This window comes from Enterobacter sp. MEB024 (assembly GCF_030209635.1).
Lineage (GTDB): Bacteria > Pseudomonadota > Gammaproteobacteria > Enterobacterales > Enterobacteriaceae > Enterobacter > Enterobacter ludwigii.
In genome coordinates this window covers 255,235-275,478 of sequence record NZ_JARVRQ010000015.1, presented here as the reverse complement: position 1 = coordinate 275,478, position 20,244 = coordinate 255,235, and the positions used below count along the sequence as shown (strand labels likewise).

The 20,244-nt window shown below is 54.7% G+C and carries 13 protein-coding genes; 6 read left to right on the top strand and 7 right to left on the bottom strand.

The features are described from left to right. Positions 1–5 precede the first annotated feature (5 nt). Positions 6–797, top strand: coding sequence for an aliphatic sulfonate ABC transporter permease SsuC (gene ssuC / locus QRN24_RS21065; RefSeq protein WP_044866350.1), 792 nt, complete (start codon positions 6–8; stop codon positions 795–797). Continuing rightward, a complete protein-coding gene (ssuB, locus tag QRN24_RS21060) occupies positions 794–1,564 on the top strand; it encodes an aliphatic sulfonates ABC transporter ATP-binding protein (protein ID WP_025204544.1) in 771 nt (256 codons plus the stop codon). Before ssuC ends, ssuB begins: the two co-directional genes overlap by 4 nt. Before the next feature lie 43 nt (positions 1,565–1,607). Here the strand turns inward: ssuB and pepN are convergent, their stop codons facing one another. Then, positions 1,608–4,220: an aminopeptidase N gene (pepN, locus tag QRN24_RS21055; protein ID WP_014169413.1), complete on the bottom strand. Its 2,613-nt coding sequence runs from the start codon at positions 4,218–4,220 to the stop codon at positions 1,608–1,610. A gap of 255 nt (positions 4,221–4,475) precedes the next feature. On the opposite strand from pepN, the gene pncB reads away from it, so the two are divergent. The 4 genes from pncB (at position 4,476) to aspC (ending at position 10,335) form a co-directional block, all read left to right on the top strand. After that, positions 4,476–5,678: a nicotinate phosphoribosyltransferase gene (pncB, locus tag QRN24_RS21050; RefSeq protein WP_025204545.1), complete on the top strand. Its 1,203-nt coding sequence runs from the start codon at positions 4,476–4,478 to the stop codon at positions 5,676–5,678. Positions 5,679–5,847: 169 nt separating this feature from the next. Next, positions 5,848–7,248 (top strand): asparagine--tRNA ligase, encoded by a 1,401-nt coding sequence (gene asnS / locus QRN24_RS21045; RefSeq protein ID WP_032677806.1) that lies wholly within the window; start codon positions 5,848–5,850, stop codon positions 7,246–7,248. 605 nt (positions 7,249–7,853) lie between these two features. Continuing rightward, the gene (locus QRN24_RS21040; RefSeq protein WP_050736580.1) at positions 7,854–8,960 is read left to right on the top strand and encodes a porin; all 1,107 of its coding nucleotides are present in this window, start codon (positions 7,854–7,856) and stop codon (positions 8,958–8,960) included. A 184-nt stretch (positions 8,961–9,144) separates the two neighbouring features. Continuing rightward, complete coding sequence (gene aspC / locus QRN24_RS21035; protein WP_020884809.1) at positions 9,145–10,335, top strand: aspartate transaminase; 1,191 nt, start codon at positions 9,145–9,147, stop codon at positions 10,333–10,335. A 50-nt stretch (positions 10,336–10,385) separates the two neighbouring features. Here the strand turns inward: aspC and QRN24_RS21030 are convergent, their stop codons facing one another. The 6 genes from QRN24_RS21030 to mukF form a co-directional block, all read right to left on the bottom strand. After that, positions 10,386–11,033, bottom strand: a complete 648-nt coding sequence (locus QRN24_RS21030) for an MBL fold metallo-hydrolase (RefSeq protein ID WP_284943039.1) — start codon at positions 11,031–11,033, stop codon at positions 10,386–10,388. Positions 11,034–11,053: 20 nt separating this feature from the next. Continuing rightward, positions 11,054–11,605 carry a peptidoglycan L,D-endopeptidase MepK gene (gene mepK / locus QRN24_RS21025; RefSeq protein ID WP_014169403.1) on the bottom strand — a complete coding sequence of 184 codons (552 nt, stop codon included), beginning with the start codon at positions 11,603–11,605 and terminating at the stop codon, positions 11,054–11,056. Positions 11,606–11,781: 176 nt separating this feature from the next. Further along, positions 11,782–13,605, bottom strand: a complete 1,824-nt coding sequence (ldtD, locus tag QRN24_RS21020) for a L,D-transpeptidase (RefSeq protein WP_284943038.1) — start codon at positions 13,603–13,605, stop codon at positions 11,782–11,784. 177 nt (positions 13,606–13,782) lie between these two features. Then, positions 13,783–18,234, bottom strand: coding sequence for a chromosome partition protein MukB (mukB, locus tag QRN24_RS21015; protein WP_014169401.1), 4,452 nt, complete (start codon positions 18,232–18,234; stop codon positions 13,783–13,785). Next, positions 18,234–18,938, bottom strand: coding sequence for a chromosome partition protein MukE (mukE, locus tag QRN24_RS21010; protein ID WP_014169400.1), 705 nt, complete (start codon positions 18,936–18,938; stop codon positions 18,234–18,236). Before mukE ends, mukB begins: the two co-directional genes overlap by 1 nt. After that, the gene (gene mukF / locus QRN24_RS21005; protein ID WP_014169399.1) at positions 18,919–20,241 is read right to left on the bottom strand and encodes a chromosome partition protein MukF; all 1,323 of its coding nucleotides are present in this window, start codon (positions 20,239–20,241) and stop codon (positions 18,919–18,921) included. Before mukF ends, mukE begins: the two co-directional genes overlap by 20 nt. Between the last annotated feature and the right edge of the window lie 3 nt (positions 20,242–20,244).

Sequence of the window (20,244 nt, the reverse complement as noted above, 5' to 3'; positions counted from 1 at the left end):
TTGCCATGTCTGCCCCCTCACAAAAATGGTTGCTACGTGCCGCCCCATGGTTTTTACCCGTTGGCATTGTGCTTGTCTGGCAACTCGCGTCCTCTGCCGGCTGGCTGTCGAGCCGTATTCTGCCCTCTCCGGAGGGCGTAATAGAGGCATTCTGGTCGCTGAGCGTCAGCGGCGAACTCTGGCAGCATCTGGCCATCAGCTCATGGCGCGCGGTAATTGGTTTTTCGATTGGCGGAAGCATCGGCCTGGTACTGGGTCTGATCAGCGGGCTTTCTCGCTGGGGCGAGCGGCTGCTCGATACCTCCATTCAGATGCTGCGTAATGTGCCGCATCTGGCGCTGATCCCGCTGGTCATTTTATGGTTTGGTATTGATGAGAGCGCCAAAATTTTTCTCGTCGCGCTGGGTACGCTGTTCCCGATTTACATTAATACCTGGCATGGGATCCGCAACATCGATCGCGGACTGGTCGAAATGGCACGCAGTTACGGCCTGTCCGGTTTTGCCCTCTTTATGCATGTGATCCTGCCGGGCGCCCTGCCCTCCATAATGGTCGGCGTGCGCTTTGCGCTCGGCCTGATGTGGCTGACGCTGATTGTGGCAGAGACCATCTCTGCAAACTCAGGGATTGGCTATCTGGCGATGAACGCCCGCGAATTTCTGCAAACGGACGTGGTGGTGGTGGCCATTATCCTCTATGCCCTGCTCGGCAAACTTGCCGACGTCAGCGCCCAGTGGCTGGAACGCAGCTGGCTGCGCTGGAATCCAGCCTATATTTCACAGGAGGCTAAAGCATGAATACTGCCCGACTGACTCAGGGTACACCGCTGCTCCTTAACGGTGTCACGAAGCGCTATGGCGAAAACACGATTCTCAACGCGCTGGATCTGCATATTCCTGCCGGACAATTTGTCGCCATTGTGGGCCGCAGCGGCGGCGGCAAGAGTACGTTGTTACGCCTTTTAGCCGGGCTGGAATCCCCCAACGGCGGCGAAATTCTGGCAGGCGCGACACCGCTGGCCACTATTCAGGATGATACCCGCATGATGTTTCAGGACGCGCGCCTGCTGCCCTGGAAAACGGTGATTGATAATGTCGGACTGGGCCTCAACGGCAACTGGCGGGATGAAGCCCGCCAGGCGCTGGCCGCCGTAGGGCTGGAAAACCGTGCGGGTGAATGGCCTGCGGCGCTCTCCGGCGGGCAGAAGCAACGCGTGGCGCTGGCGCGGGCGCTGATACATCGTCCGGGCTTGCTGCTGCTGGATGAGCCACTCGGCGCGCTCGACGCCCTGACGCGAATCGAAATGCAGGACCTGATTGCCGCACTCTGGCAAAAGCATGGCTTTACGGTGCTTCTGGTGACGCACGACGTGAGCGAAGCCGTCGCGATGGCAGACCGCGTGCTGCTAATAGAAGAAGGGAAAATCGGTCTTGATGTCACGGTCGATATTGCGCGTCCGCGCCGCGTAGGGTCGGCAAGACTGGCAGAGCTGGAGGCGGAAGTGCTGAATCGGGTGATGAAGCGCGGGGTCAGCGAGCGAGCGTTAATGACGGCTCACGGCTGACATCCTCCCTCTCCCACCGGGAGAGGGAGGATGGGTCTTTCGATCAGGCCAGTGCCTTAGCGATCTTCTCGTACAGATCGCCAGACAGGTTTTCCAGCCCTTTCAGCTGCTCAAGCGCAGCACGCATTTTCGCCTGGCGCTGTGCATCATAGCGTTTCAGACGGATCAGCGGCTCAATCAGGCGTGACGCCACCTGTGGGTTACGGCTGTTCAGCTCGGTCAACATTTCCACCATAAACTGATAACCGCTGCCATCTTCCGCATGGAACGCCGCCGGGTTGCTGCTGGCAAACGCGCCAATCAGGGAACGCACGCGGTTTGGGTTGCTCATGGTGAAGGAGCGATGCTTCAGCAGACTGCGTACATTGCTGAGGGCATCGGCCGCCGGGCTGGTGGCCTGCAGGATGAACCACTTGTCCATCACCAGACCATCCTGATGCCACTTGTCATCGTACTCCTGCATCAGCGCATCACGGCACGGCAGTTCAGCGGCAACACTTGCAGCCAGGGCTGCCAGCGCGTCGGTCATGTTGTCTGCTTCGTGATACTGCTTGCTCACCAGCGTGTTTGCCAGCTCGCGCTCACCGAAGGCCAGATAACGCAGGCAGGTGTTACGCAGGGAACGTTTACCGATGTCAGCATGTTCCACACGATAAGCGTCAAGCTTATTGGCGTTGTAGATTGCGAGGAATTCGTCCGCAAGCTCGTTCGCCAGCGTACGGGTCAGCGCTTCACGCACCGCCACAATGGCAATCGGATCGATGATGTCGAACAGTTCGGCGATTTCGCCTGCGGATGGCAACGTCAGAATTTCAGCCGCCAGCGCCGGGTCAATCTTCTCATCCAGCAGGACTGCGCGGAATGCATCCGCAACGTGAACCGGCAGCGACAGCGGCTGGCCCTGCTGATGACGATTAACGTTCAGCTTGATGTAGGTCGCCAGCAGGCTTTGCGCCGCATCCCAGCGTGAGAAGTCATTGCGCGCATGGCGCATCAGGAACGTCAGTTGCTGGTCGCTCCACTTATATTCCAGTTTCACGGGCGCAGAGAATTCACACAGCAGCGCGGGAACCGGCTGGAAATAGACATTATCAAAGATAAAGGTCTGTTCCGCCTGGGTCACGTTCAGGACGTGGTGGACCGGATGGCCGCCCTTCTGCAGCGGGATCACATTACCCTCGTTGTCATACAGTTCAATACTGAACGGAATGTGCAGCGGGTGTTTTTCTTCCTGCTCTGCCGTTGGCGGTGTGCGCTGGCTGATGGTCAGGGTGTACTGCTCGGTTTCCGGGTTGTAGTCGTCTTTGACGGTGACAATCGGCGTCCCGGCCTGGCTGTACCAGCGGCGGAAATGGGAAAGATCGACATTAGACGCATCCTCCATCGCCTGCACAAAATCGTCGCAGGTGGCTGCGCTGCCGTCATGACGCTCGAAGTAGAGCTGCATCCCTTTCTGGAAGTTCTCTTCACCCAGCAGGGTATGGATCATGCGGATAATTTCCGCCCCTTTTTCGTACACCGTCAGGGTGTAGAAGTTATTCATCTCGATGACTTTATCGGGACGGATAGGGTGTGCCATTGGGCTGGCATCTTCCGCAAACTGCAGGCCACGCATGGTGCGCACGTTGTTAATGCGGTTCACCGCACGGGAACCCAGATCCGAACTGAACTCCTGGTCACGGAAGACGGTCAGGCCCTCTTTCAGGCTCAGCTGGAACCAGTCACGGCAGGTGACGCGGTTTCCGGTCCAGTTATGGAAATACTCGTGTCCGATGACGCGTTCAATATCCAGGTAATCTTTATCGGTCGCGGTATCGGTACGTGCCAGGACGTATTTGGAGTTAAAGACGTTAAGACCTTTATTCTCCATCGCGCCCATGTTGAAGAAGTCGACAGCAACGATCATATAGATGTCGAGGTCATACTCGAGGCCAAAGCGCTCTTCATCCCACTTCATGGAGTTGATAAGCGAGGTCATCGCCCATGGCGCGCGGTCCAGGTTGCCGCGGTCGACGAACAACTCCAGCGCGACGTCGCGGCCTGAACGGGTTTTGAACGTATCACGCAGCACGTCGAAATCACCCGCCACCAGCGCAAACAGGTAGCACGGTTTCGGGAATGGATCCTGCCACTGTACCCAGTGGCGACCGTTTTCCAGCTCGCCTTCACCTACGCGGTTGCCGTTGGAAAGCAGGAACGGATAGAGGGTTTTATCGGCAATGATTTTCGTTGTAAAGCGTGCCAGCACGTCCGGGCGGTCAAGATACCAGGTAATGTGGCGGAAACCTTCGGCCTCACACTGGGTGCACAGGGCCACGCCAGACTGGTAAAGCCCTTCCAGCGCCGTGTTGGCAGCCGGGCTGATTTCATTCACGATGCGCAGCGTAAAGCGTTCCGGCAGGTTGTCGATAACCAGCTGGTTGCCTTCTATTTTATAGTCAGACCATGCTTGATCATTGATCTGCACGGAGACCAGCGTCAGGTCTTCACCATCCAGACGCAGCGGCACAGCCGTCGCGCTCTGGCGCGTGAGCTGGCTTACCGCCGTGACAACGGTTTTAGTGGCATCCAGGTCAAAAGTCAGATCGATATCGCTAATCAGGTAATCCGGCGCACGGTAGTCGTGGCGGTATTTGGCTTGTGGCTGTTGTGTCATAGAAAACCTTATGCATCGTTTGTCGAATAACGAATCCAGTCTATTCCTGTTGTGTAAAACGCGCTATGCAGAATGTTCATCTTTTCAGGTACAAACACCTTTTTCGCTACATTTGTATAACACGGGGCACAAAATGCCCTCGACCATAAAGAGCGCTTATGTTGTGATCGGGGTTCAATAAATCACTAAACAAGGTATACTCCGGAGTTGTTTATTGTACTAAACGCTCCTGTGAGAGGATGCTACTGCGCACCTATGACTCAATTCGCTTCTCCTGTTCTGCATACATTGCTGGATACCGACGCGTATAAACTGCATATGCAGCAAGCCGTTTTCCACCATTACTATGACGTCCATGTCGCGGCGGAATTCCGCTGCCGTGGTGACGACTTGCTCGGTATCTACGCAGACTCCATTCGTGAACAGGTCGATGCTATGCAGCATCTGACGCTGCAGGACGACGAATATCAGTGGCTCTCTGGCCTGCCCTTCTTTAAAGCTGACTACCTGAACTGGCTGCGCGACTTCCGCTATAAGCCGGAGCAGGTGACCGTGGTCAATGATAACGGCAAGTTGGATATTCGTCTTGAAGGCCCGTGGCGTGAAGTGATCATGTGGGAAGTTCCGCTTCTCGCGGTGATCAGTGAACTGGCCCACCGCTACCGTTCGCCGGAAACCGGCGTTGAGCAGGCGGTCGCGTCGCTGGAAAATAAACTGGCCGCATTCTCAACGCTGACCGAAGGGCTCGATATGTCCCGCTTCCGCCTGATGGATTTTGGCACGCGTCGCCGTTTCTCTCGCGAAGTGCAGCAGGCTATTGTGAAGCGTCTGCAGCAGGAGCCGTGGTTCGTGGGCACCAGCAACTACGATCTGGCACGTCGTCTGGATCTGACCCCAATGGGTACCCAGGCGCATGAGTGGTTCCAGGCGCATCAGCAGATAAGCCCGGACCTGGCAAACAGCCAGCGTGCCGCACTGGCCGCGTGGCTGGAAGAGTATCCCAATCAACTGGGCATCGCGCTTACCGACTGTATTACGATGGACGCGTTCCTGCGTGATTTTGGCCCTGAATTTGCCGAACGTTATCAGGGATTACGCCATGATTCCGGGGATCCGGTTGAATGGGGTGAAAAGGCCATTGCCCATTACGAAAAACTGGGCATTGACCCAATGAGCAAGGTGCTGGTCTTCTCTGATAACCTCGATCTGGCGAAAGCGGTCGATCTCTATCGTCATTTCACCTCCAGAATTAACCTGAGCTTTGGGATTGGCACCCGCCTGACCTGCGACATCCCTCAGGTAAAACCTCTGAACATCGTGATAAAACTGGTGGAATGTAACGGTAAGCCGGTAGCGAAGCTCTCCGATAGCCCCGGTAAAACCATCTGCCATGACAAAGCCTTTGTGCGCGCATTACGCAAAGCATTCGATCTGCCGCAGATCAAAAAAGCCAGTTAACCGCTTTCGGGAGCCTTTCAGGCTCCCCTCTCCTCAATTTATTTCTTAATTCTTCTCTTTTGACTGCGAAATCTGCTTGTCTGATGGCGGATGCCAGGTAACATAGATATCCCCCCCAGTAAGGGTGGACAAGTGTTTATTTTTTCCGACTATTAACAGAGAGAATATTATGAGCGTTGTGCCTGTAGCCGACGTACTCCAGGGCCGTGTCGCCGTTGACCAAGAAGTCACCGTGCGCGGATGGGTGCGTACTCGCCGAGATTCTAAAGCTGGCATCTCCTTCCTTGCCGTCTATGACGGTTCCTGCTTTGATCCTGTACAGGCCGTCATTAATAATTCTCTGCCCAATTACAATGATGACGTTCTGCGCCTGACAACGGGTTGTTCCGTTATCGTAACCGGTGTTGTTGTGGCATCACCTGGTCAGGGTCAGAGTTTCGAAATTCAGGCCTCAGCCATTGAAGTCACTGGCTGGGTTGAAGATCCCGACACCTACCCAATGGCGGCAAAACGTCACAGCATCGAATACCTGCGTGAAGTGGCGCACCTGCGTCCACGCACCAACCTGATTGGTGCGGTTGCCCGCGTGCGTCATACGCTGGCACAGGCGCTGCATCGTTTCTTCGACGAGCAGGGTTATTTCTGGGTGTCTACCCCACTGATCACCGCGTCCGATACGGAAGGCGCGGGTGAAATGTTCCGCGTCTCTACGCTGGACATGGAAAACCTGCCGCGTACGCCAGAAGGTAAAGTGGACTATGACAAAGACTTCTTCGGTAAAGAGGCCTTCCTGACGGTTTCTGGCCAGCTCAACGGGGAAACTTACGCCTGCGCGCTGTCCAAAATCTACACCTTTGGTCCAACCTTCCGTGCAGAAAACTCCAACACCAGCCGTCACCTGGCGGAATTCTGGATGCTGGAGCCTGAAGTGGCGTTCGCAGATCTGGATGATGTCGCGGGTCTGGCAGAAGCGATGCTCAAATATGTCTTCAAAGCGGTGCTGGAAGAGCGTCCTGACGACATGAAATTCTTCGCAGAACGTGTCGACAGCGATGCAGTCGCACGTCTGGAGCGTTTCGTCTCAGCAGATTTCGCGCAGGTGGACTACACCGACGCAGTGGCCATCCTCGAGAAATGCGGTGAGAAGTTTGAGAACCCGGTTTACTGGGGCGTTGACCTGGCGTCTGAGCACGAGCGTTACCTGGCCGAGAAGCACTTCAAAGCACCGGTTGTGGTGAAAAACTACCCGAAAGACATTAAGGCCTTCTATATGCGCCTTAACGAAGACGGTAAAACCGTTGCGGCGATGGACGTCCTGGCACCGGGCATTGGTGAAATCATCGGTGGTTCTCAGCGTGAAGAGCGTCTTGACGTACTGGACGCACGCATGGAAGAGATGGGCCTTAATCCTGCGGATTACAGCTGGTATCGCGATTTACGCCGTTACGGTACCGTCCCGCATGCCGGTTTTGGTCTGGGCTTTGAGCGTCTGATCGCCTATGTCACCGGTGTTCAGAACGTCCGTGACGTTATTCCATTCCCACGCACACCGCGTAACGCCAGTTTCTAATCGACTGAATAACAAATGGCCAGCAATTGCTGGCCATTATTTTATTCTGCATTGTCAGTTTTCGTCAGCGCAAAGTCAGCATTTTTAAACCACACCCCCGTTACAACCACTACCTGTTACGTTTTGTTTCCACGAAACATCTACGCACAAAAAATAAACCCTATTCTTATTGCGCTTATTGCAATCTGAAGCAATAGCACAAAATTCAACCAGTTTTACAGCCATCCAGAAGTCTTTTTCGGGTCATAAGAAAAAATGAGCCGTTTGGCTTCTGTTTATACGAATTGCCTTTATCTAAATTAATTATAAGCTTTTCATATAGATATCAAAGTATCTGCCGTTTAATTCGCCAGTGGACGCTGAAATTTGAGGTGGTTCACAAAGTTCCGAAAAATACACATTTAGTTACACATGATTTCTTTTTGTAACTTAATCTTGAGAATTGTAGCACTTTCAGGCTAGCGAAACGGTTCTATGAATGGAAAGATGCCTGTCAGATACATAAAGACACCTAACTCTCATCAATAGTTCCGGAAATATTTATTGACAGAATTTATTGACGGCAGTGGCGAGTGTCATAAAAAAACCAATGAGGGTAATAAATAATGATGAAGCGCAATATTCTGGCAGTGGTAATCCCTGCCCTGCTGGTAGCCGGTGCAGCTAACGCTGCAGAAATCTATAACAAGAACGGCAACAAACTGGACTTCTACGGGAAAGTTAACGCCGAGCACGATTTCGTGACCTCTGGCGATAACACGAATAACAACGACGCTACCTACGCGCAGATCGGTTTCAAAGGTGAAACTCAGATCAACGACCAACTGACCGGTTATGGCCAGTGGGAATACCGTTTCATGGCTAACCAGGCTGAGAACACTGCTCAGGCGAACAAAAACCGTCTGGCTTTCGCGGGCCTGAAAGCGGGTGACGCTGGCAGCATCGACTATGGTCGTAACTACGGTATCGTTTATGACGTTGAGTCATACACCGATATGGCGCCGTCCTTCTCAGGTATGACCTGGGGCGGTAACTACGTTGATAACTTTATGACCAGCCGTGGCACTGGCCTGCTGACCTATCGTAACAGCGATTTCTTCGGTCTGGTTGACGGTCTGAGCATGGGCGTACAGTACCAGGGTAAAAACGACCGTGCTGACGTTAAAACCTCTAACGGTGACGGCGTAGGTTACTCCCTGGGTTACGACTTCGGCGAAGGCTTCGGTGCAATCGCATCTTACAGCAACGCTAACCGTACTCTGAACCAGAAGGCTGATGGTCAGGGTGACAAAGCTGAAGCATGGGGTGTTGGTCTGAAATACGACGCTAACAACCTGTACCTGGCAACCACCTATGCAGAAACCCGTAACACCACCCGTACCGGTTCTAGCGGTGATGCTGGTTTTGCTAACAAAACTCAGAACTTCGAAGTGGTTGCTCAGTACCAGTTTGACTTCGGCCTGCGTCCAGCCATCTCCTACGTGCAGACCAAAGGTAAAGACCTGGCTGCCGTCGGCGGCTTCAGCGGTGGCGATGCAGACCTGGCTAAATTCATCCAGGTGGGTACCACTTACTACTTCAACAAAAACTTCAACGTGTGGGCTGACTACTACATCAACCTGCTGGACAAAGACACCGACTACGCGAAAGCGGTTGGCGGTCTGAACGGCAACGACGATATGGCAGCTGTGGGTGTGACCTACCAGTTCTAATCAGTACACCACTTTGTTATATGCTTAATGAACAGGGCTTCGGCCCTGTTTTTTTATGTCTGATAGCAAAAAATGGCGACTTTTGAAAAGCCGCACGCTTTTTGTCGCAAACGGTTGGCATTTTGTAAATCTACCGTTAACCTGATAGCGGATTTCACTTCTGTAATCACAATGGAACTTCGTCATGTTTGAGAACATTACCGCCGCTCCTGCCGACCCTATTCTGGGCCTGGCCGATCTGTTTCGTGCCGACGACCGCCCTGGTAAAATCAACCTGGGTATTGGTGTATATAAAGATGAAACCGGCAAAACCCCGGTGCTGACCAGCGTTAAAAAAGCTGAGCAGTATCTGCTGGAAAATGAAACCACCAAAAATTACCTCGGTATTGATGGTATCCCTGAATTTGGTCGTTGCACTCAGGAACTGCTGTTCGGCAAAGGCAGTGCAATTGTGAGCGACAAGCGTGCGCGTACAGCACAGACCCCTGGCGGTACCGGCGCGCTGCGCGTCGCGGCGGATTTCCTTGCGAAAAACACCTCTGTTAAGCGTGTCTGGGTGAGCAACCCAAGCTGGCCAAACCACAAGAGCGTATTCAACTCTGCAGGCCTGGAAGTACGCGAATATGCTTACTACGACGCGGCTAACCACTCTCTGGACTTCGACGGTCTGCTGGCCAGCCTGAATGAGGCTCAGGCGGGTGATGTGGTGCTGTTCCACGGCTGCTGCCACAACCCAACCGGTATTGATCCAACGCTTGAACAGTGGGAACAGCTGGCGAAGCTCTCCGTAGAAAAAGGCTGGCTGCCGCTGTTTGACTTTGCATACCAGGGCTTCGCCCGTGGTCTGGAAGAAGATGCGGAAGGCCTGCGCGCTTTTGCTGCCGTGCATCAGGAACTGATCGTGGCAAGCTCTTACTCCAAGAACTTCGGTCTGTACAATGAGCGTGTCGGTGCCTGTACGCTGGTTGCGGCGAACACTGAAACCGTTGATCGTGCATTCAGCCAGATGAAATCCGTGATCCGCGCTAACTACTCTAACCCGCCTGCACACGGTGCCTCTGTCGTTGCGACTATCCTGAGCAACGATGCACTGCGTGCTATCTGGGAACAAGAGCTGAACGATATGCGTCAGCGTATTCAGCGCATGCGTCTGCTGTTTGTGAACACCCTTGCGGAGAAAGGCGCTGACCGTGACTTCAGCTTTATTATTAAGCAGAACGGTATGTTCTCTTTCAGCGGCCTGACCAAAGAACAGGTTCTGCGTCTGCGTGAAGAGTTTGGCGTCTACGCCGTGGCGTCTGGCCGCGTCAACGTTGCAGGCATGACCCCAGACAATATGGCGCCGCTGTGCGAAGCCATCGTCGCCGTGCTGTAAATTGCCCCCATAAAAAAAGCCTGCGTAATGCAGGCTTTTTTTTATTCTGGTTACCAGACAGGCATTTCGTCCTGAAGGAACGGGTTATAGAGTCGTTCATAACCCAGCGTCGACATCGGACCGTGTCCAGGGATAAACGTCACATCATCGCCCAGCGGCAACAACTTCTGTTTAATCGACTGAATCAGCTGTCCGTGGTCGCCACGTGGAAAATCGCTGCGTCCTACGCCACCTTTGAAAATCACATCGCCGGAAATCAGCAGACGGGACTGGTCATCAAAGAAGACAATATGGCCTGGCGTATGCCCAGGACAATGCAACACCTGTAAAGTCACATTCCCTACGTTAACGCGCTCTCCTTCATTTAGCCAGCGATCGGGCGTCAGGGGCAGACACTCATCAAGGCCAAACATGCGGCTCTGGGCTGGTAAACCCTGCAGCCAGAACTCATCTTCTTTTTCCGGACCGATCACAGGCACACCGAAGTGCTGTGCCAGCTCCGCCGCCGCACCAACATGATCAAGATGACCATGCGTCAGTAAAATCTGCATCAGCGAGACACCGCTATCAGCGACTTCCTGCTTGATTTTCTCAGCGTCACCGCCGGGATCGACAAGCGCGGCCAGTTTGGTTTGCTCACACCAGATTAATGAACAATTCTGGGAGAATGCAGTAACCGGAATAATACGATAGTTCATACTGCTCCTGTGTTTCGTTATTACCAGTGCCGGACCGGACCGGTATCAATATGCACAAAGTTGCTACTTGGGTAATATCCTACACCACCTGCGCGCATAGATAACGCAGCTTTGCGAATATTGGCTAACGAAACGCCTTCAATATGGAAATCCATTGCCTGTCCCTTCGTGTGATAGCTTTTTTTCGCTACCCCACGGCTGTGGGCGCGCAGTTCATTATTGGTATCAACAGAGCGATAACCAGAAATAAGCTGCACTGGCTTGCTGGTACCCAGCAGGCCCTGAAGGCGGAATAACTGATCAAACAGTCCTGGGTCGATGGCTTTTATTTTATTCGCGCGGAAATCACGGAAAAAATGGTTAAGTCTTGCTAATTCATCCTGAATATAGCCTCTGCCATCGAAGAACTCCGCTTTTAACGACTCACCGGTGTGGAGATTGTTGAGCGTTAAAACTCGCGGACGAGGTGTCGAGAGGGTGGCAAATGCTGGCGTCGGCAAGATGGCCGCTGCGCCGAGCGCAACACCACCTAACGCCAGCAGTTTGCGGCGATTAGCGTCAAATTTGTCCATGATAATCAGGTCTACAGGTCAATGTTTATCGTAAATATGCTTAGCGCACGAAGGGCACCTTAACTGGCAAAGCCGACTACGTCAAGGCACCCAACCCCAGTAAATACGCGGCCTCCAGCCATATAGCCCCGTATTCACCATTACTTACGACAACCTATTTTCCCGAACTGCTTCATTTACCTGATTAATTGTTCAGCTTTTGGCAAAATTTGTGCGCCGGATCGCGCCGTGAGATCATAATTGTAAATATCTGTACGATACTGCGTTCGCCCGTCCTCACCCACAAACGCCGTCAGATAATAAAGATTGACCGGAATATTATGGCGAATATTAACGTAACGCGTATCCCCCTGCTTCAGGGCGTCAGAGATGCGCGTATCGTTCCAGCCTGCATCCTGCAACAGCATATTAGCCAGCTCCGAGGCTTTATTGACACGCACACAGCCTGAACTCAGCGCGCGGGTATCTTTCTGGAACAGATTGTGGTTCGGCGTATCGTGCAGATAGATAGCATCTGAACTCGGCATATTGAACTTGTAGCGTCCGAGCGAGTTATGTGCACCGGGTGCCTGCTGGAACCGGAATGGCAGATTAGACGCGGTAATGGTTGACCAGTCGACCATATAGGGGTCTATCGCCTCTTTGCTGTTCCAGCCGCGCATCACCGTATAGCCATGGCGTTCCAGGTAACCCGGATCGTTCCAGACCTTGGGCAGAATGTCTTTACGCGCCAGCGTCGGCGGTACGTTCCACGGCGGGTTAACCACCACGTTGTTCAGCGCACTGCTCATCATCGGCGTTTTGCGATCGGGACGTCCCACAATCACGCGTGACGCCAGCACTTCACTGCCGTTCTGGTAATAGACCAGCGAATACGCCGGAATATTCACCATGATGCCGGTAGAGAGGGTCCCTGGCAGCAAGCGTAAACGCTGGATATTGAGCGCCAGCACCCCTGCCCGCTGCGCAGGTGAGACGTTCAGCCAGTCGCGCGTTGACTGGCCAATCACGCCATCAGCACCCAGCCCCTGAGCAGCCTGAAACTGCTTAACCGCTGCAACCAGCTCCCGATCGTAGGCCGCGGGCTTATCACTCAGAACGGCGGCTTTTTTCTCTTTCACCGGGGCTGACGGGCTGACAACGACGCTTTGCGCATCGTCACCCGGCAGGGCAATTTTAGGCCCGCTATCCAGAATACCGGAGCGTTTGAGGATCTCACGCAGGGCAGGCACATCGCTGCTCCACTGTCCAGGACGCAGCGTCGCGGTACCACGCATCTGCGGCCATGGACGTGAATCCCCGACCAGTTCCAGAAGCGACTGATGCATGGTCGCGTATTGCGGATGTGCCGGCGCGAGGCTCGCAATAAAGCGCGGCAGATCGCCACTATCCAGTGCCAGTTGCCACTGGTTAATTACCGACAGTGCCGGAGTCACCAGCTTGTAAGGCTTATCGCTGTACAACCAACGGTTACCATTGACCGGAATACCGGCCACAAACTGGAGATACCCCATCATGGCATCGGAAAGCACCACGTCCCGCGCCTGCCCGGTGACAGCAGGATCGGTTAAGAGCTCAACCCATTTTGTGAACTGCGGCTGGAACCCTGCAATGGCGACTTCTGCCAGCTGTTGCTGGAAGGCGCGCACCGCATCGCGGTTTTCCCACATGGGTTTCATGTCACGCGCCGCATAGAGCAGCGTGAGCTGGCTGGTATAGACAGGCGTGTAGCCTGCTGGCAGCCCAGACAGCAACTGCTGGCGAAGCGATTCCGCGTCGATGCCTTCTGGCAACGGTTTAATACCGGCCATGATGGCCGTCGCAGGAGACTGCTCCAGCGGTTGAGACAGCGACGTTGGCTGTGTGCCAGTCGTTGCTGTGCTGTCAGTCGGCACAATTTCAGGCTCGTCGGCCTGAGCGGTTAACAGTGGAGCAAACGTCACTGCCAGGCATAAACTTAGCGCAGACAGCTGACGACCACATTTTTTCTTTAGCAACATCCCTTGCCCCCTGTTTTCACGACATGCCCATCACGTTGGGGCTTTCTCTTATTATAGGGTGACGGCAAACCTGTTGCCTTACCTTATGTAAAGAAGTTTAAAGATAACGCAGCCTTAAACACAAGTTAAGCGAAAAAAAAAGCGGCGCTGGTGCGCCGCTCACGGTTAGAAAACGCCTCAGGACGCGTCTGCCGTTGTTTCCGGTAAGGATTCTGGCGGCTGTGGGGCAAAACCGCGTAACCCGACCACGTGAACGTGTTCGGTATTCTGGAATACCTTACGCACCAGTTTATACGTGGTGCCTTTCTCAGGACTGATGTTCTCCGGCGCTGCGATAATGAGCTGCATATCAAGACGCTCACAGAGTTCAAACAGCGTGGCAATTGAGCGGGCGTCAAGACGCGCAGCTTCATCCAGGAACAGCAGTCGACATGGGGAGATATCTTTGCCGCGCAGACGACGCGCCTCATCTTCCCAGCTCTGGACCACCATCACCAGAATCGACATCCCGGTACCGATAGCTTCACCGGTAGAGAGTGCACCGGACTCCGCACGGAGCCAGCCGTCTGAACCACGGTTAACCTCCACTTCCATTTCCAGGTAGTTACGGTAATCCAGGAGCTCTTCACCAATGGTTTGCGGCGTGCGTTGCCCCATGTCAATCTGCGGATTAAGGCGCTGATACAGTTTCGCCAGCGCTTCGGAGAAGGTCAGACGGTTGCTGTTGAACAGATCCTGATGCTGTTCGTGCTGTTCAGACAACACTTCCAGCAGCGTCGAGTGCGCTTCACGCACGTTCACGTTCAGACGCACGCTGTTCACCTGACCAAACGATACGCTCTGCAAGCCCTGGTTCAGCTGGCGAATTCGGTTCTGCTCGCGCTGGATGGTTTTACGGATGATATTCGCCACGCTGCGGGAACTGATAGCCAGCTTCTGCTCGCGGGAGGTCAACTCTTCCGTCAGGCGGCCCAGTTCGATTTCCATCTGCTCAATGGCTTCGACCGGATCGTCGGTACGAATGATGTCCTGACGAATACGCTCACGCAGGTGCTGATAAACGGCCACGAAGAACTGGATCTTACGCTCAGGGCGTTTCGGATCTTCGGACATACGCAGCACATCGCGCAGGTGTTCGTTATCCGCCACCGCCAGACGCAAGGCACCCAGCGCCTTATCCGACATAGAGCGCAGTTCATCCGCAGAGAGATAGGCCAGCTCGCGACGATGCAGACGGCGTTCAACGTTATTGTCTTTCACCATCCGCATGACGGCGCACCAGCCCGCCTTCGCGGTCACGACCTGCTCACGCATTTCGTGATAATCACGCTCCAGCTTACGCAGGCGACGAGTCAGGTTATCCATTTCCGCTTCACAGAAGGTCAGCGCTTTTTCCAGCTGATTACGACGTGCGCGGTTATTACTGAGCTGCGCATGCAGTTCATCACGGCGGATACGCGCCCGCTCTTCTGCTCCGCTGTCAGCACGGACGCCAATGTCCTGCAACTCTTTCTGAAGATCGTTTAACAGCTCTTTCTTGGTGTCGAAGGAGCTTTTCAGCGAGGCCAGGACCTGATTGTACTGGTTCAGCTGTGCCGAGTGGCTACGCATCGCATCACGGGCGCGAGTACGTTCCGCTTCAGCCTGTTCAAGGCGCTGACGCAGCTTCTCATTGAGATCGCTATTACCGCTCAGCATCTCCGCGGAATCGGAGTAGCCGAAGTGGGCCCGGCGCTGCACCACTTCCGTCAGGGCAAACGCCTGCTGGCGCGCTTCGCGCTGCACCTGCTGCGACCAGGCGTAATCTTCTTTTAACTGCTCGAACTGCTCCGGATCGCTCTGCAACACGGAGACCATTGGTTCGAGCTTCGCCAGCTGATTACCGTACTGCTGAACAAAACGTGCCGCTTCCTGAGCTTCATCCAGACGTTCCTGAATCTCATCCACGCGGTCAGCCAGCGTGTCATCTGCCAGCAGATTCAGGCGAGGCAGGATGCGGTTAAGGGCCGCAACGCCTTCTTTCGCCTGTTCGAACTGAACGCGGCTTTGCTGGTTGTCATTTTCATGGTTTGAGATCGCACGCTCAAGCTCGCCGCGACGAGTGTTGAGCTTGCGAATTTCGGCTTCCGGGTCAGCTTCAAACGCCACGCCCAGATGGCTGCCGATAAAGCGGCTGAACGCCTGATGAAGACGCTGGGTTTTCTGCACGTCAAACGACAGGGTCGCAAAACGTTCAGACAGCGTCTCACGCTCGGCGTGCAGACTTTCAATCCGGTTTTCACGCGCTGCGCGACCAAACAGCGGAAGCTCAGGGAAGCGAGAATAACGCCACTGACGATCGGCGATTTTGACGACAACCGCTTTTTCCAGCTCATCGACGCTGAATACGCTGTCATCGAACGACTGCGGGTCCCCTTCGATTAAATAGAGGTCTTCCGGGCAATCTTCCAGTCCTGCCAGCTGGTCAGCAATCAGCGACAGATCCGGGACCACAATCGCATTACGTGATGGGCCATACAGGGCTGAGAAGTACGGCGCATCGTCCAGACCGACATCGTCATAGATTTCGGACAACAGCACGCCGCCAAAACGTTCAGCCAGGGCGTTCAGACGTGAATCTTCCGAACCACCAGGCTGGCTTAAACGCTCAATCTCTTCATCGATCTCACGTTTACGGGCGCCGACTTCATCGCGCTCAACAATCGCCTCGCGCTCGCGCTCCAGCAGCTGTTGCAGATATTCGGTCACGTCCTGGCTGGACTCAAACTGTTCGCCGCACTGTTCACTGAGCTGATTCAGGCTGCTTTGGGCAGCCAGCCAGACTGGTGCACGCTGCAGCAGCACCTTAGAACGGGACTGCAGCTGTTCCATCTCCTGGCGCAGCGTCATGCGCTGTTCACTGGCGTTGGATACGGAATCGGAAAGCGCAGCAATACGCGCTTCGAGCTCCTGATGCAGAGCTTCAAGATCGTCGAAATCGTAATTTTTGCCCTGGCGCTTACAGAACTCCGCCAGCATACGCTCGGCTTCCTGCTGTTCGCGAAGACGCTGTTCCAGTTCGTTCAGGCGCATACGCAGCGGCTGAACCTGCTCGGCCAGATGGCGCTGGTTCACACCGTCGCGCAGCAGTTCACGGGCAACTTCCCACGCTTCGTTACGCGCAAGCGGGCCGTTAATTGCCACAACCAGCTGGTACGCTTGCTCAAACTGACTGTGCGCCGTTTGCGCGACGCTCATCTTCTGTTCAAGCGAGAGCAGTTTCTCGGTCGCTTCCTGCTCTTTGGCCTGGAAGGTATCCAGCCACTGGTCAGCGCTTTCCGGGGTGAGGTCAGGCAGATGACACAGCTCTTTTGCACGCTGTAACGCCTGAAGTGCCTGGGTATACTGAATTGCACGCGTCTGCTGCACGTCCAGCGCCTGCTGGTAATCGGCCAGCTGATTTTTCAGCTCATCCACTTCCAGCTCGGCGGCCTCGGCACGTGCTTCGTTCTCTTCCTGCATGTCGGCAGCTTCCGCCACCACTTCATTTTGCTCTTCGAGACGAATTTGCAGCTCATCGAGATCCGCTTCGTAGCGCTCGATCTTCTCTTGCTGACGCAGGGCGGTCTGCACCAGGTTCAGGTGATCGCTGGCAGCCTGGTAATCGGCTTCCAGATCGCCTTCGGCACCGTTGTGCTCGCCCAGTTCACGCGCCATTTCGACGTGCTTATACTGCTCAGCCACCAGCTGTTTACGGGAGGTAAACAGCTCGCGGCGGTACTCTAACGCCTGATCGAGATGGACACGACGTTCATTGGCGTGACGCATATAGTCCGCCGCCACGTAGTTGGTGGCCTCGCTAATCAGGTGCTTAAACAGGTCACGGTCAGACTGCGTCACGCGAATGGCTTCGAGCGTCATGCGGTTTTCACGCAGCGCAGCTTCCATATCCTGGAAGGCCTTACGCACGCCGCTGTTTTCCGGTAACAGGTAGTCGCGCAGGGAGCGGGTAATGGCGCTGGAGATACCACCGTACAGCGATGCTTCGATCAAACGGTAGTATTTGCTACGGTCAGACGCGCTGCGCAGACGACGCGCCACAACGCCCAGATCGAACATCAGGGAGTGGTAATCCGTAATGGAGTTGAACTGCTTGAACTGCACGCCTTCGATGGTTTCGAGCTTATCTTTCAGCTCCTGCAGCGTCAGCACGCGCGCCTGGCGCTCATTCAGGGTTTCCGTCAGCAGCGCTGTGGGCTGCATGGAGGTTGGCAGACCCTGGATGGCAAACGGTTTAATGTCCACTTTACGGTCACGGCCTGCGACCTGCTGCAGACGTACCCCCACCACCACACGCTGATGTCGGGAGTTAATGACGTCCAGTACCGAATAACAGACGCCTGCTTTGAGTTTGCCGTGCAGGCCTTTATCGCGAGAGCCGCTGGTCGCCCCCGCTTCGGTGGTGTTACGGAAATGGAGCAGCGTCAGATCGGGGATCAGTGCCGTAACAAACGCCGCCATGGTGGTGGATTTACCCGCACCATTACCACCGGAGAGCGTCGTAACCAGTTCATCCAGATCGAACGTCCGGGCAAAGAAGCCGTTCCAGTTAATCAGCGTTAGTGAGCGAAATTTACCGCGTTCAATCATTACTCTTCCTCCCCGCTATCCGGCAGATTCTCTTCATGCTCATCATCGAGCTGCAAATGGTTTTCCACCGGCATCGCTTCACCGTCGCGGATCATGCGAAGCTGCGCTTCACGCGCATCGTCGCCCGCACGCACATCGGCGCCGAAGCGGAAGACAGATTCCGTGATGCGGAATTTGCTGCTGTCATGGCCCATAAACCAGACCATGCCCAGACGACGCAGACGGTTAAGGGAAGAGCGAACTTTTTCCTGCAATTTCTGGCGGTCAAGATCCGAGCCCGTGGAGCGGTTGTTCACCAGCTTAAGCAGCTTGCTCTCATCCGCCAGCGCCAGCAGCTCGTCGTAAAGCTCCTGCTGGGTGAAGATGCCTTCATTTGCCAGACGCTCCGGGCTGAGATAGAGGTAGCAAAGAATTTTGCCGACCATCATATCCAGCTCAGAGAGCACGGAACGCGGAATCAGGGTTGTGGAACGTGGACGCAGGTAGAAAAACCCTTCCGGTGCGCGGATAAGCTCCACGTTATAGCGGGCGTAAAACTCCTCCAGGTACTCCTGGAAGTCCATCAAAAAGGCGTGATTGTCCAGCTCGTCTAAGCCAATGTGACGACCGGCACGCAGTTGGCTGTCCAGCGCCGGAAACAACGGATTCGCCAGCGCCTGTGCCAGCTTAACTGGCATCACTTGTTCAATATTTGTCAATGACATGCGCCTGTACCTTGGCTCCGTAATCGTTAATCGGCTGCCACTTCGGCGGCAGCCCGGTGAAATCTGCTTGCGCGACGCCCAGACGCACGGCCTGGTCTACCACGATGCGGGCGATGTCGAAGTGGCGCGCGCGAGGATATTGCGCCAGATAGTCGCGCACCACGAGCCCAAGATCCAGCGGCACCTGTCTGGTTTTGTAGACAGCGAGCTGTTCTTCGATCATCGCCGCAAGTTGCTCACGAATTTCGTTGAACTCTTCATATTCCAGATCCGGTGGCAGTTCACCGGTCACTTCTTCATCGCGCAGGGCCATCTCTTCGTCGCGCATATCCAGCAGACGATCGGCGCTGGCGTAAGTCAGCGCCCATGGCGCATCGAAATAGGTCTGTACCGACTGGCGCAGACGCTGAGCAAAGACGCGGTTTTTATCCATATCGATCGCGGTACGGATAAATTTATGCACGTGACGGTCATAACCGATCCACAGGTCAATCGACTGCTGACCCCAGCTGATAATACGATCGAGTTTGCTCTGCAGATCGAACACCAGACGGTCAATAAAATGCAGATCGTCATGGGCCATGGTCGCATCCTGGATGCGCAGGAGGTTCGCCTGAAGCTTATCCCCTGCCGCTTCCAGCGTATCCTGCAGTTCACGCAGCGTACCCGAGGTTTCCGACAGCAACATTTCACAGCTGGAGATGGCCGCACGCCAGTCTTTATTCAGCAACTGCGCGATATCGTCTTTTACCTGTTGCTGCTGTTCATCCATCAGACGCTGGGTCAGATCGATGCTGTCGAAAATCTCTGCCACCGAATATTTCAGCGGCGCATAGACGTTACGGTGCCAGTGGAATTCGTCACCGTTTTCATCCGCTGCATCGGCAGCGCGCTTAAGTTCACCCGCCACAATCGAGAGCTGCATGGAAAGACGCAGCGTGGAAAATTCACGCTGGCGGATGTAGTAATCGGTGATGCCGATACCCAGTGGCGTCAGACGATAGATGGCGTTTCCTTCCGCCTGCTCGCTGGTAAAGCGGTTCAGCAGACGTTGACGCACCATATCGTTGATTGCGTTGTTGGCACGCACGCTAATGGTTTCGCTGGTTTGCTCAAACGCATCACTGACATGGCGGAACGCATCCACCAGTTCACCCTCGCTCATTTCACCATCCAGCCGTTCGCCGTTCAGCGTGGCAACCGCCAGCAGGAAAGAGAGTCTGTCTACCGGCAGCGAGATGGAGAAATCGTTTTTCCTGGCCCAGGCAACCAGTTCGGGGACTGTCTGGGAAAATTCACTCATAGG